Source organism: Cellulomonas uda, from assembly GCF_006538705.1.
GTDB classification, from domain to species: domain Bacteria; phylum Actinomycetota; class Actinomycetes; order Actinomycetales; family Cellulomonadaceae; genus Cellulomonas; species Cellulomonas uda.
Map to the genome: position 1 here is coordinate 1 of NZ_BJLP01000040.1, position 12,445 is coordinate 12,445.

Below are 12,445 nucleotides of genomic sequence, written 5' to 3' on the forward strand. Positions count from 1 at the left end.
CCCCGCGGCTCGTCCCCGCCGTCGCCCGCCGACGGCGGGGACACCACCGAACGCCCCCACCTCACGCCTCGACGAGGAGAACCGTGTCCGCTCCCGTTTCCGTGACCCGTCGCCGCACGTTGCGTGCGCGCGTGGTCGCCGGCATCGCCGCCGTCGCGGCGCTCGCCGCTCCCCTGGCGGTCGCCGCCGCGAGCCCGGTGGCCGCTGCTCCCACCAGCGACTGGCTGCACACGCAGGGCAACAAGATCGTCGACGAGTCCGGCAAGGAGGTCTGGCTCACCGGCGCCAACTGGTTCGGCTTCAACGCCACCGAGCGCGTCTTCCACGGCCTGTGGGCCGTCAACCTCGAGGACGTCACGCGCTCCATGGCGGAGCACGGCATCAACATCGTCCGTGTGCCGATCTCGACCCAGCTGCTGCTCGAGTGGAAGGCTGGCAAGGCAGCGGTCTCCTCGGGCGTGAACACCTACGTGAACCCCGAGCTCGTGGGGAAGACGTCGCTCGAGGTGTTCGACCGCTTCCTCGCGCTCTCGGAGAAGTACGGCCTCAAGGTCATGCTCGACGTGCACAGCGCCGAGGCGGACAACGCCGGCCACTTCCACCCGGTGTGGTGGAAGGGCACGGTGACCGTGGACGACTTCTACTCCGCGTGGGAGTGGGTCACCGCCCGCTACAAGAACAACGACACGCTCGTCGCGATGGACATCAAGAACGAGCCGCACGGCACCGCGAACTCGTCCCCGCGCGCCAAGTGGGACTCCTCCACCGACCAGGACAACTTCAAGAACCTGTGCCAGGTGACCGGGCGCAAGATCCTCGCGATCAACCCGAACGTCCTCATCCTGTGCGAGGGCATCGAGGTGTACCCCAAGCCGGGCGTGTCCTGGACGTCGACCAACAACAAGGAGTTCTACGGCACGTGGTGGGGCGGCAACCTGCGCGGCGTCACCGACCACCCGGTCGACCTGGGCGCCAACCAGGACCAGCTCGTGTACTCCCCGCACGACTACGGGCCACTGGTCTTCGAGCAGGACTGGTTCCAGAAGCCGTTCACCAAGGCGACGCTCGAGGCGGACGTCTGGGACCCGAACTGGCTGTTCATCCACAAGAAGAACATCGCGCCGCTGCTCGTCGGCGAGTGGGGCGGCCGGGTCGGCCAGGACGAGCGGCAGGACCGCTGGATGACCGCGCTGCGCGACCTCATGATCGAGCGCCGCATCTCGCACACGTTCTGGTCGCTCAACCCCAACTCGGGTGACACGGGCGGCCTGCTGCTGGACGACTGGAAGACCTGGGACTCGGCCAAGTACGAGCTCCTCAAGCCCGGCCTGTGGCAGGACGGCGGCAAGTTCGTCGGGCTCGACCACCAGGTGAAGCTGGGCGGCGCGAGCAGCACGACCGGCAAGTCGCTCAGCGAGGTCGGCGACCGGCCCGACCCCACCGACGACCCGACTCAGGACCCGACGGACGACCCCACGCAGGACCCGACGGACGACCCGACTCAGGACCCCACGGACGACCCGACGCAGGATCCGACGGACGACCCGACGACGGTGCCCACAGGCTCGTGCACGGTGACCTACCAGGCCAACGCGTGGAGCACCGGGATGTCGGTCGGGGTCAAGGTCAAGAACACCGGGACCAGCGCGCTGTCCGGCTGGTCGCTGCAGTTCACCCTCCCGGCCGGGCAGAAGCTCGAGCAGGGCTGGAGCGGGACCTGGTCGCAGTCCGGCCAGACCGTGACGGTGACGAACGCCGCCTGGAACGGCACGCTCGCCGCGGGCGGGACGGTCGAGGTCGGGTTCAACGGCACCCACACCGGCTCGACGACCGCACCGAGCGCGTTCACGCTCAACGGCGCGGCCTGCACGACCGCCTGACCGGCGGCCACGAGCGGGCGCCGGTGGTGGGAGGAGACGGCTCCCCCGCCACCGGCGCCGTCCACCGTCCCGCCCCGCGGAGCCGACGACCGCGGGGCGGGACCGACGTCCGCGGTCCGACGAGCATGCGCACGTTCGTCGGACCGCGGTCGACTCAGCGGTGCGCGGCGAGCGCGGCGCGCGTCGCGTCGAGCAGGTCGTCCACGTCCTGCTCGGTCGTGTCGAACGCGCACATGAGGCGCACCGTGCCGTGCGCCCAGTCGTAGAACCGCCAGCGTCGGCGCAGGTCGTCGGCCACGGCCGGCGTGAGCCGCGCGAACACGCCGTTCGCCTGGGCGGGGTGCAGCAGCTCCACCCCCGCGTCCTGCAGGCCGGCGGCGAGCCGGGCCGCCATCGCGTTGGCGTGCGCGGCGGAACGCAGCCACAGGTCGCCCTCGTAGAGCGCGACGAGCTGGGCGGACAGGAAGCGCATCTTCGACGCGAGCTGCATGTCCATCTTGCGCAGGTACGGCAGGCCGGTCGCGACGGCCGGGTCGAGCACCACGACGGCCTCCGCGAAGAGCGTGCCGTTCTTGGTGCCACCGAGCGACACGACGTCGACGCCCGCGTCGGTGGTGAGCGCCCGCAACGGGACCCCGAGCGCCGCGGCCGCGTTCGCGAGGCGCGCGCCGTCGACGTGCACCGCTAGCCCGAGCGCGTGCGCGTGGTCGGCGACCGCGCGGATCTCGTCGGGCGTGTAGATGGTCCCGACCTCGGTCGACTGGGTCAGGGACACGACGCCGGGCTGCGCGCGGTGCTCGTCGCCGAACCCCCACGCCTCGCGGTCGACGAGCTCGGGCGTGAGCTTGCCGTCGGGTGTCGGCACCGGCAGCAGCTTGATCCCGGCGACGCGCTCGGGCGCGCCGTTCTCGTCGGTGTGGATGTGCGCGTCACCGGAGCACACCACCGCGCCCCACGGCGGCAGGACCGCCTGCAGGCTCAGGACGTTCGCGCCCGTGCCGTTGAACACCGGGAACGTCTCGGCCTGCGGGCCGAGGTGCGCCCGCACGACGTCCTGGAGCCGCGCGGTCCACGCGTCCGCGCCGTAGGAGGTCTCGTGCCCGCCGTTCGCGGCGACGAGCGCGGCCATCACCTCCGGGTGCGCGCCCGCGTAGTTGTCGGACGCGAAGTCGCGGCGTGCAGGGTCGTGCGCCGGCGCGGGGTCGGTGCTCGTGGTCGGGTCCGTCGTGGGGTGCGCAGTCACGGCTCCAGTCTCCCTCGCCGCGCGCCGTGGTCGGTGGGCCCTCGTCGCCGCGCGCGTGGGCGCGTCGTGCGGGATGATCCAGCCCGACCACGAGGAGGGCTGGTGCGCCACACGGACCGCGACGAGACGTTCACCGAGCGCATGGACCGCAACTGGGACGAGCTGCTGCAGGAGCTGCGCGTCACGCAGACGGGCGCGCAGATCCTCACGGGCTTCCTGCTCACGATCCCGTTCCAGCAGCGCTTCGCGGACCTGGACGCCTACCAGCAGGACCTGTACCTGGTCCTCGTGGTGCTCGCGATCCTCGCGACCGCGCTCATCGTCGCGCCGGTGAGCCTGCACCGGGTGCTGTTCCGCAAACGCATGAAGGAGGAGATCGTCGACGCGGGCAACGTGCTCGCCCGGCTCGGTCTCGCGGTCCTGGCGCTCGCGATCGCCGGCAGCGCGTCGTTCGTGTTCGACGTGGTGCTCGACCGCGTCGCGGGCGTGGTCGTCGGTGCCGTGGCGCTCGTCGTGCTCGCGCTCTGCTGGTGGGTGCTCCCGCAGGTCCTCAGGCGGCGCAACGTCGCCCGGGAGGACGCGGACGCGGCCGCGGTGCCCGACCGCAGCTGACGCCCGCCGCGGGCAGGACGAAGGCCCGGCCCCCTGCTCGGGGTGCCGGGCCTTCGAGGGGGCTCGGTCAGCCCTGGACGGCGCGCTTGAGCGTGCTGCCCGCGGTCAGCTTCACGCGGTGGCCGGCGGGGATGTCGAGCTTCTCGCCGGTCTGGGGGTTGATGCCCGTGCGCGCGGCGCGCTCGGCGCTCCCGATCGCCAGGAAGCCGGGGATCGAGACGGTCTCGCCGGCGGCGAGCTGCTCGACGACGACGTCCTGGAACGCGCGCAGCACCTTGTCGGTGTCGGTCGCGGTCAGGCCCGCCTTGCCGGCGACGGCCTGCACGAGCTCGGTGCGGTTGAGGCTCACGTGAGTTCGACTCCTGTCTTGTCCTACGGCCGGCGGACTCGGCGGCCGCAGGCGACCCTAGCCCGGCGCGCAGGTCCCTTCGCGCACGCCGGACGTCGTGGCGTGCGATCTTCGTCACGCGTGGGTGCGGGCGAGCAGCTCCTCGACGGGCCAGGTGGTGACCACGCGGGAGGCGTCGATGCCGTGCTGCGCGGCACGCAGACAGCCGGTCAGCTGCCAGTCGAGCTGGCCCGGCGCGTGCGCGTCGGTGTCGATCGCGAAGTCGCAGCCTGCCTCGACCGCGAGCGCGAGCAGGTCGTGCGGCGGGTCGAGCCGGTCGGGGCGGCAGTTGATCTCGACGGCGACGCCGTGCTCGGCGCACGCGTCGAACACGGCACGCGCGTCGAACTCGCTCTGGGGGCGCTCGCGGCCCAGCAGGCGGCGCCCCGTGCAGTGCCCGAGCACGTCGGTCGCGGGGTCGCGGACCGCCGCGATCATGCGGCGCGTCATGGCCGCGCGGTCCATGCGCAGCTTGGAGTGCACGGACGCGACGACGACGTCGAGCTCGGCGAGCAGGTCGGGGTCCTGGTCGAGCGTGCCGTCGTCGAGGATGTCGACCTCGATGCCGGACAGCACGCGGAACGGCGTCACCGCCCGGTTCAGGGCGGCGACCTGGTCGAGCTGGGCACGCAGACGCGCGGCGGACAGCCCGTTGGCGACCGTGAGCCGCGGCGAGTGGTCGGTGATCGCCTGGTACTCGTGGCCGAGCTCGAGGGCGGCGAGCACCATCTCCTGGATGGAGGCGCCGCCGTCGCTCGCCTCCGAGTGCGCGTGCAGGTCGCCGCGGATCGCGTCGCGCAGCGTCCGGGCGGCCGCGGCGTGCTCGCCTGCGGAGTCGAGTGCGGCGGTGACCGACTCCGTGAGCTCGCGCTCGAGCTCCGTGAGGTAGGTGACCTCCTTGCCGCGCCAGGCGAGCTCGACGACGCCCGCGGTGCGGGCCCCGACCGACGGCAGGTCGGTGAGCCCCCCGGCCGCGACGAGCGTGGCGAGGCGCCCCGGCGCCTGCTGCTCGACGACGCTCGCGGCGGAGCGGAACGCCTCGCTGCGGTAGGACGTCGCCTGCGCGCGCTCGAGCAGGAACGCGACGCGTCGCAGGACGCCGACGGCGCGGTCGCGGCGCGCCGCGTCGTCGGCGTCCGGGGTCACCGGTGTCGCCGGCGTCACGAGGCCTTGGCCTTGGCCTTCTTGCGCGTCGGCTCCGGCGCGTCGTCGTCGGCGGGCTTCTTGCGCGTGCGCGGCTTCGTGGCGCGCTTGGCGGGTGCCGCGTCGTCGCCGTCGTCGGTGGGTGTCTCGCCGCGCGCGGAGCGGGCCTTCTCGACGCTGCGCTGCAGCGCGGCGAGCAGGTCGACGACCTCGCCGCCCTCGCCGCCCTCGGGCGCGGCGGGCTGGGGCAGCGACCGGGTGTCGCCCGAGGAGACCTTCGCCTCGATGAGCTGGGTGAGCGCCGCCTCGTACCGGTCCTCGAACTGCGAGGGGTCGAAGTCGGAGGCGAGGGAGTCCACGAGCGACTGGGCCATGGCGAGCTCCGCGGGCTTGACCGTGACGTCCGCGTCGAGCACGGGGAAGTCGGCGGCCCGCACCTCGTCGGGCCACAGGAGCGTCTGCAGGCAGATGACCTTGCCGCGCACGCGCAGCACGGCCATGGTCTCGCGCTGCCGCAGCGCGACCTTGACGACGGCCATCCGGTCCGCCTCCTCGAGCGCGCCGCGCAGCAGCGCGTACGGCTTCGCGGCGGTCTTGTCGGGCTCCAGGTAGTACGTCTTGCCGAGCAGGATCGGGTCGACCTGCTCGGCGGGGACGAACTCGAGCACCTCGATCTCCCGCTCGGTGGCGAGCGGCAGACGCGCGAAGTCCTCGTCGGTCAGCACGACCAGCTCGCCGTCCGCGGTCTCGTAGCCCTTGGAGATCTCGTCCATCGTCACCGGCTCGCCGTCGACGCTGCACACCTTGCGGTAGCGGATGCGCCCGCCGTCGGCGGCGTGCACCTGGTGCAGCGTGACCTCGTGCTCACCGGTCGCGGCGTACAGCCGGACCGGGACGTTGACGAGTCCGAACGCGACCGCGCCCTTCCAGATCGCCCGCATCGTGCGCCTCCGTCACTCGTGCCCGCTGCCGGGGCTCGTCGCTGCTCGCCTGTCGTGTCCCACGCCTGCCCCGACCTGGGGCTCCAGCCTGCCAGGGGCGTGCCGTCCGCGCTCGTGGCGACGCGCGAGGTGCACCCGTCGGGGTGCGGCCGCGCGCTCCCCCGCGCCCGCCGACCCCGTCCTGGGCAGGATGGACCCGTGCTCCCCATGCTGGCCACCCCCGCGACCTCGGGCGGTCTGCCGCGCGGTCCCGGTTGGGCGTTCGAGGTCAAGTGGGACGGCGTGCGCGCGATCGCGGACACCACGGGCCCGGTGCTGCGGCTGTGGAGCCGCGCGGAGCGCGAGGTGACGGCCGCGTACCCGGAGCTCGCGGGGCTCGCGGAGCTGCCGGACACGGTGCTCGACGGCGAGGTGGTCGCGATGGACGCGGGCATCCCGTCGTTCCCCGCGATCGCCGAGCGGATGCACGTGCGCGACCCGCGTCGCGCGGCCGAGCTCGCCCGGGTCCGGCCCGTGACGTACCTCGTGTTCGACGCGCTGCGGGTCGCGGGCGTGGACCTCGCGACCCGCCCGTACGACGAGCGGAGGGCGGCGCTCGAGGCACTCGTGCTGCCCGAGCACGTGGCGCTGTCGCCCGTCTACACCGACGGCGACGAGCTCTGGTCGGTCACCGCCGCGCACGGTCTGGAGGGCGTCGTCGCCAAGCGCCGCGCGTCGCCGTACCGTCCGGGCGCCCGCTCGCCCGACTGGGTCAAGGCCGCCCACCGGCACCACGTCGCCGCGCTCGTCGGCGGCTGGCGCGACGAGACGAGCGGGTCCGGTCGCCTGGGCGCGCTGCTGCTCGGCGCGCGCGACGCGACGGGGGCGCTGCGGTACCTCGGGCGGGCGGGCAGCGGCCTGACGGGCACCCTCGCGCGACGTCTGCACGACGAGGTCGTGCCGCTCGCCGCGGCCACGAGCCCGTTCGACGACGAGGTGCCACGGGTCGACGCACGCGGCACGCACTGGTGCGCCCCGACGCTCGTCGTGCAGGTGCGCTACCTGACCCGCACCCCGCAGGGCCGGCTGCGCCAGCCGGTCGTGCTCGGGGTGCGCGACGACACGGTCCCCGACCCCTGGGAGGCGGCATGACTCCCGAGCGCCAGACGTTCGACGTGGGCGGCACGCAGGTGCGCGTCTCGCACCTGGACAAGGTGCTGTACCCGTCGACGGGCACGACCAAGGCCGAGCTGATCGACTACGTCGTGCGGGTCGCTCCCGCGCTGCTGCGCCAGCTCGAGGACCGGCCCGTCACGCGCATCCGGTTCCCGGACGGGGTCGACGGGCAGCCGTTCTTCGAGAAGAACGTGCCGCGCGGCGCGCCGTCGTGGCTGCGCCACCGCGTGCTGCCGGCCGCGCCGGGCAACGACGACGAGGGCACCGAGCTCGACCTGCCGTTCCTCGACGACCTCGCGGGGCTGGTGTGGGCGACCAACGCGGGCGCGCTCGAGCTGCACACCCCGCAGTGGTCGGTCACCCGCGGCGGGAAGGTGCGCGGTGCGGACCGGCTCGTCGTCGACCTCGACCCGGGCGAGGGCGCGGGGCTCGACGAGTGCACGAAGGTGGCGCACCTCGTCGCGCAGCGACTCGCCAAGGACGGCCTGACGACGACCGTGCCCGTCACGTCGGGCAGCAAGGGCATGCAGCTGTACGCGCCGTTGCCCCGGCGCCGCCCCGCGGTCCAGGTGCGCCAGTACGCGCGGGACCTGGCGCACGAGCTCGCGCGCGAGCACCCGCAGCTCGTCGTGGCCGTCATGCGCAAGGACCTGCGCGGCGGCAAGGTCCTGCTCGACTGGTCCCAGAACCACCCCGCGAAGACGACCATCACGCCGTACTCGCTGCGCGGCCGGCACGAGCCGCGCGTCGCCGCGCCCCGCTGGTGGGACGAGGTGGTCCCGGGTCTCACCCAGCTCGCTCCCACCGACGTCGCGCAGCGGCTCGCGGAGCGCGGCGACCCGTTCGTGGAGGGTGCGGGACGGCCGTCGCCGCCCTGACGTGCGGGTGACCTGCACGGGCAGGCGCCCGGGGCACCCCCGGCGAGCGCCTGCCCCGGCGCGTCCCGGACCGGCGCGCCGGTCGGGGCCGTCTGCGATGGCGAGGTGTCGCGGCGTGCGGCAGTGTGGAGTCCCGGGCCTGACCGCACAGGCCCGCGACCACGAGACGAGGAGCCTGACATGGCGCGCAAGGACCTGCCGAAGTACACCGTCCCCTCGCTGACCCCGCAGGACGGCGCGGCGGTCGCGGCGATCCTCCAGGAGCGGCTGGACGCGCTCAACGACCTGGCGCTCACGCTCAAGCACATCCACTGGAACGTCGTGGGGCCGCACTTCATCGCGGTGCACGAGATGATCGACCCCCAGGTGGACGCCGTGCGCGCGATGGTGGACGCGGTCGCCGAGAGGATCGCTACGCTCGGCGTCGCACCGGTGGGAACCCCGGGTGCGCTCGTGAAGAACCGCACGTGGGACGACTACAGCATCGGCCGCGCGTCGACCACGGAGCACCTGGGCGCGCTCGACGAGGTCTACGTCGGGGTGATCACCGCGCACCGCAAGGCCGCCGCCGACACCGAGGAGCTCGACACCGTGACCAACGACCTGCTGGTCGGCCACCTGCACGAGCTGGAGCTGTTCCACTGGTTCGTCCGGGCGCACCTGGAGTCCTCGGGCGGCGCGCTGAGCACGGCGGGCGCGAGCACCGAGAAGGAGGCCGCGCGCGCGGCCTCGGGTGCGGCACGCAAGGCGTCGGCGGCCAGGTGAGCCCACGCACGACCCGCGGAGCCCGGCCCGGCGCCCGGGGTGACGACCAGCGCGGCGACGACCTGCGCGCGGTCCGCCCCGGGACGTCGCGGCCGGGCTCGGCGCACCCCGACGCGCGGCTGCACCTCGCGGCACGGCTCGAGGACGCGTTCGACCGCCGCGTCGCGGCGGTGCTGGCGCGCCGCGGCTGGACGCTGCGGATCGAGCCGTACGCCGGGTACGGCGCGCCGGGCTGGGTGCGCGTGTTCGCCCGCACGCTGCTGGCCGCACCCGTCGTGCACGAGCAGGACCTGCCGGGTGCGGGTGCGGCGGCCCAGGCGGGTGCGCGTCCCGCGGCGGCGGTGCGCGGCTGGCGGTCGTTCGCGACCGCGCAGGTCGCCGGCGCGTGGGTCGAGGTGCGCGTCGGTGACCGCGTGCACCGGGTCGAGACCGACCGCGGCGGCTACCTGGACGTGCGGCTGGCGAGCGACCTGGCGCCCGGTTGGCACGACGTGGAGCTGCGCGCGGCGGACGGCGCGCGTGCGACCGCGCCGGTGCACGTGATCGGTCCGGACGTGCGGTCGGGCATCGTGAGCGACATCGACGACACGGTCCTCGTGACTCGTCTCCCCCGCATCTTCGTCGCGGCCTGGAACACGCTCGTCCGGCACGAGAACGCCCGCGAGCCCGTCCCCGGCATGGCCGGCCTCTACGCGCGGCTCCTCGCGGGCCGGGACATGCCCGTGGTGTACCTGTCCACGGGGGCGTGGAACGCCGCGCCCGCGATCGGCCGCTTCCTGCGCCGGTTCGGGTTCCCGCCCGGCCCCATGCTGCTGACCGACTGGGGTCCGACGAACACAGGCTGGTTCCGCAGCGGCCGCGAGCACAAGCTGTCGCAGCTGCGGCGGCTCACGGAGGAGCTGCCGCAGGTGTCGTGGGTGCTGATCGGCGACGACGGCCAGCACGACCCGCAGATCTACGCGCACGCCGCGCAGGAGCGTCCCGAGCGGGTGCGCGCGATCCTGCTGCGTCAGCTGACGTTCGCGGAGCACGTGCTCGCGCACGGCCTGCCAGTCCCCGCGTCGGGCTCGGTGCGTGCGGAGGACCAGGCGTCGCGCGACGGGATCCCGGTGCTGCAGGGTGCCGACGGCTACGAGCTGCTGCGCGCGGTGCAGCAGGCCCGGATCACGCTGGAGTAGCGCACCGGGCACTGAAGTAGCGCAAGCGGCGACCGCCGGACGGACGCCGCTGGGACCGGCTGCGCGGGCGGGCTCAGAGGCGGTCGGGGTCGTCCCACTCGTCGTTGCTCGACACGGGCTCGTCGTCGGGGACCAGCTCGGTGGCCCGCAGCGACCGGGGCGCCCGGCTCGGGTCTCCCCCGGACCGCGCGTCCGCGGCGGCGAGCACCGCGTCGTCGGGGGTCCGCTCGGCGATGCGCTCGGCGGCCGGGTTCGAGACGAGGTCGTGATCGCGCGGCATGCCATCGTTCTACCCGGTCGGCGGCGATCGCGCACCCGTTCGGCCACGCAAGCGACGACCTGCACCTGGCATCCGCGCTGCTCACGGCCCCGCCAGAGACCAAGGTCACATGTCGGGAAGATCACAGGAGCCTCGCGGTGAAGAATCTCGACGTCAACTTACGATCGGCTCGTGCCTTCCCGGAACACCGCCCCCGGAACCGAGCCCCGCACCGACACGGACCTGGACGTCCTGCTCGTCGGTGGGGGGATCATGAGCGCGACGCTCGCGAGCCTCCTGAGCACGCTCGAGCCGTCCTGGCGGATCGAGATCCACGAGCGACGGGACGCCGTCGCGCAGGAGAGCTCCAACCCGTGGAACAACGCGGGCACCGGCCACGCGGCGCTGTGCGAGCTCAACTACACCCCGCAGCGCCCGGACGGCTCGGTCGACATCACGAAGGCCGTGACGATCAACGAGCAGTTCGAGCTCTCGCGCGAGCTGTGGCACTACCTCGCCGGCAAGGATCGCCTGCCCGGTGGCTCCGGCTTCGTCTCCGCCACGCCGCACATGACGTTCGTCCGCGGCGCCGAGGGCGTCGACTACCTGCGTCGCCGCCACGCGGCGCTGAGCAGCCACCCGCTGTTCTCCGACCTCGAGTTCTCGACGGACCCGGAGCAGATCCGCCGGTGGGCTCCCCTCCTGGTGGCCGACCGCGACCCCGACGAGCCGGTCGCCGCGACGCGTGCCACCGCCGGCACGGACGTGGACTTCGGCGCCCTGACCCGCTCGATGATCGACGACACGGTCCGCCGCGGCGCGTCCCTGCACCTCGAGTCCGAGGTGACGCGCCTGCGCCGCCGCGCGGACGGGACGTGGCGCGTGACGCTGCGCGACCGTCGCTGGAACGGCCACCGGCGTGCGCGCGTCGTCACCGCGCGGTTCGTGTTCATCGGCGCGGGCGGCGGTGCGCTCGGCCTGCTGCAGAAGTCGGGGATCCCCGAGATCAAGGGCTACGCGGGCTTCCCGATCAGCGGCCAGTTCCTGCGCACGACGAACCCCGCGGTCGTCGCCCAGCACCACGCCAAGGTGTACGGCCGGGCCGAGATCGGCGCTCCCCCAATGTCCGTGCCGCACCTCGACACGCGCGTCGTCGAGGGCGAGACCGCGGTCATGTTCGGCCCGTACGCGGGCTGGAGCATGAAGTTCCTCAAGCACGGCTCGTGGCTCGACCTCGTGCGGTCCATCCGCCCGGGGAACCTCGTCCCGATGCTCGCCGTCGGGCTGCAGAACCTCGACCTGCTGAAGTACCTCATCAGCGAGGTCACGGCGTCGCGCGAGGCACGCTTCGCCGCGCTGCGCAGGTTCGTGCCGACGGCGCGCGCGTCCGACTGGGAGCTCATCACCGCGGGCCAGCGCGTCCAGGTCATCAAGAAGGGCAAGGGCGGCGGCGTCCTCGAGTTCGGCACCGAGCTCGTGACGTCCGCCGACGGCTCGATCGCGGGCCTGCTGGGCGCCTCGCCGGGCGCCTCGACCGCGGTCGCGACGATGGTCACGCTGCTCGAGCGGTGCTTCCCGGAGCGGGTCGAGGCGTGGCAGCCGGCGCTGCGGGAGATGATGCCGAGCCTCGGCGGCGGCACCTGGGACGAGTCGTTCGAGCTGGACCGCTTGGTCGACGAGGCGTTCTCGTCCGATCATTCAGCGTGACCCCGGACGAACCCTCAGCCCCCGAGGCCGTCAGCGCCCAGATGCGCCGCGCGAAGGCGCAGGCGTTCACGGACCACACGACGGTCGGACTCGTGCGCACGGAGGCCGACGGGCGCGTGACGATCGCGTGCGCGTGCGGCATGGAGCTCACGAACGGCCCGACGTGGTCGCTCGACGAGCACATCCGCCTGCACCGTGCCGAGGCGCGCTTCCTCGCGCTCGCCGCCGTCGCGCCCGTGGGCATCCCCCGGCTCGTGCCGTGGCCGGTCCCGGGCGTCGACGCGCAGGTCTGACCC

The 12,445-nt window shown here is 73.7% G+C and carries 13 protein-coding genes; 8 read left to right on the forward strand and 5 right to left on the reverse strand.

The genetic code is table 11. The features are described 5' to 3' along the window. Window positions 1-83 precede the first annotated feature (83 nt). Complete coding sequence (locus tag CUD01_RS11650; RefSeq protein WP_141321242.1) at window positions 84-1,880, forward strand: cellulase family glycosylhydrolase; 1,797 nt, start codon at window positions 84-86, stop codon at window positions 1,878-1,880. 154 nt (window positions 1,881-2,034) lie between these two features. On the opposite strand, the gene CUD01_RS11655 is transcribed toward CUD01_RS11650, so the two are convergent. Then, window positions 2,035-3,123 carry a threonine aldolase family protein gene (locus CUD01_RS11655; protein WP_141321244.1) on the reverse strand — a complete coding sequence of 363 codons (1,089 nt, stop codon included), beginning with the start codon at window positions 3,121-3,123 and terminating at the stop codon, window positions 2,035-2,037. Window positions 3,124-3,264: 141 nt separating this feature from the next. On the opposite strand from CUD01_RS11655, the gene CUD01_RS11660 reads away from it, so the two are divergent. Beyond that, window positions 3,265-3,735: a DUF6328 family protein gene (locus CUD01_RS11660; RefSeq protein ID WP_094182158.1), complete on the forward strand. Its 471-nt coding sequence runs from the start codon at window positions 3,265-3,267 to the stop codon at window positions 3,733-3,735. 67 nt (window positions 3,736-3,802) lie between these two features. Here the strand turns inward: CUD01_RS11660 and CUD01_RS11665 are convergent, their stop codons facing one another. The 3 genes from CUD01_RS11665 to ku all read right to left on the reverse strand — a co-directional run bounded on the left by CUD01_RS11665 (window position 3,803) and on the right by ku (window position 6,207). After that, window positions 3,803-4,084, reverse strand: a complete 282-nt coding sequence (locus tag CUD01_RS11665) for an HU family DNA-binding protein (RefSeq protein WP_094180033.1) — start codon at window positions 4,082-4,084, stop codon at window positions 3,803-3,805. A gap of 114 nt (window positions 4,085-4,198) precedes the next feature. Continuing rightward, window positions 4,199-5,269 (reverse strand): PHP domain-containing protein, encoded by a 1,071-nt coding sequence (locus CUD01_RS11670; protein WP_141321246.1) that lies wholly within the window; start codon window positions 5,267-5,269, stop codon window positions 4,199-4,201. A 14-nt stretch (window positions 5,270-5,283) separates the two neighbouring features. Beyond that, a complete protein-coding gene (gene ku / locus CUD01_RS11675) occupies window positions 5,284-6,207 on the reverse strand; it encodes a non-homologous end joining protein Ku (RefSeq protein ID WP_094180034.1) in 924 nt (307 codons plus the stop codon). 207 nt (window positions 6,208-6,414) lie between these two features. Here ku and ligD (CUD01_RS11680) point away from each other — a divergent pair, with 207 nt between their 5' ends. The 4 genes from ligD (CUD01_RS11680) to CUD01_RS11695 all read left to right on the forward strand — a co-directional run bounded on the left by ligD (CUD01_RS11680) (window position 6,415) and on the right by CUD01_RS11695 (window position 10,183). Continuing rightward, window positions 6,415-7,338 carry a non-homologous end-joining DNA ligase gene (gene ligD / locus CUD01_RS11680; protein ID WP_141321289.1) on the forward strand — a complete coding sequence of 308 codons (924 nt, stop codon included), beginning with the start codon at window positions 6,415-6,417 and terminating at the stop codon, window positions 7,336-7,338. Beyond that, a complete protein-coding gene (gene ligD / locus CUD01_RS11685; RefSeq protein WP_141321248.1) occupies window positions 7,335-8,240 on the forward strand; it encodes a non-homologous end-joining DNA ligase in 906 nt (301 codons plus the stop codon). Before ligD (CUD01_RS11680) ends, ligD (CUD01_RS11685) begins: the two co-directional genes overlap by 4 nt. 180 nt (window positions 8,241-8,420) lie before the next feature. After that, window positions 8,421-9,005, forward strand: coding sequence for a Dps family protein (locus CUD01_RS11690; RefSeq protein ID WP_094180036.1), 585 nt, complete (start codon window positions 8,421-8,423; stop codon window positions 9,003-9,005). Continuing rightward, window positions 9,002-10,183 (forward strand): App1 family protein phosphatidate phosphatase, encoded by a 1,182-nt coding sequence (locus tag CUD01_RS11695; RefSeq protein WP_141321250.1) that lies wholly within the window; start codon window positions 9,002-9,004, stop codon window positions 10,181-10,183. Before CUD01_RS11690 ends, CUD01_RS11695 begins: the two co-directional genes overlap by 4 nt. Before the next feature lie 73 nt (window positions 10,184-10,256). Here CUD01_RS11695 and CUD01_RS11700 read toward each other — a convergent pair whose 3' ends face one another. Next, on the reverse strand, window positions 10,257-10,463 hold the full coding sequence (locus tag CUD01_RS11700) for a hypothetical protein (RefSeq protein ID WP_094180038.1): 207 nt from the start codon (window positions 10,461-10,463) through the stop codon (window positions 10,257-10,259). Window positions 10,464-10,634: 171 nt separating this feature from the next. Between CUD01_RS11700 and mqo the strand changes: the two genes are divergently transcribed. Together mqo and CUD01_RS11710 are read left to right on the forward strand one after the other, a co-directional pair. After that, complete coding sequence (gene mqo, locus CUD01_RS11705) at window positions 10,635-12,149, forward strand: malate dehydrogenase (quinone) (protein ID WP_141321252.1); 1,515 nt, start codon at window positions 10,635-10,637, stop codon at window positions 12,147-12,149. Next, window positions 12,146-12,442: a hypothetical protein gene (locus CUD01_RS11710; protein ID WP_369826296.1), complete on the forward strand. Its 297-nt coding sequence runs from the start codon at window positions 12,146-12,148 to the stop codon at window positions 12,440-12,442. Before mqo ends, CUD01_RS11710 begins: the two co-directional genes overlap by 4 nt. Window positions 12,443-12,445 lie beyond the last annotated feature (3 nt).

What these genes read in the sequence shown, in the direction of transcription:
- CUD01_RS11700 (WP_094180038.1), bottom strand. Translation starts at nt 10,463, where the DNA reads ATGCCGCGCGATCACGACCTCGTCTCGAACCCGGCCGCCGAGCGCATC.
- ligD (WP_141321289.1), top strand. Translation starts at nt 6,415, where the DNA reads ATGCTGGCCACCCCCGCGACCTCGGGCGGTCTGCCGCGCGGTCCCGGT.
- CUD01_RS11690 (WP_094180036.1), top strand. Translation starts at nt 8,421, where the DNA reads ATGGCGCGCAAGGACCTGCCGAAGTACACCGTCCCCTCGCTGACCCCG.
- CUD01_RS11660 (WP_094182158.1), top strand. Translation starts at nt 3,265, where the DNA reads ATGGACCGCAACTGGGACGAGCTGCTGCAGGAGCTGCGCGTCACGCAG.
- ligD (WP_141321248.1), top strand. Translation starts at nt 7,335, where the DNA reads ATGACTCCCGAGCGCCAGACGTTCGACGTGGGCGGCACGCAGGTGCGC.
- ku (WP_094180034.1), bottom strand. Translation starts at nt 6,207, where the DNA reads ATGCGGGCGATCTGGAAGGGCGCGGTCGCGTTCGGACTCGTCAACGTC.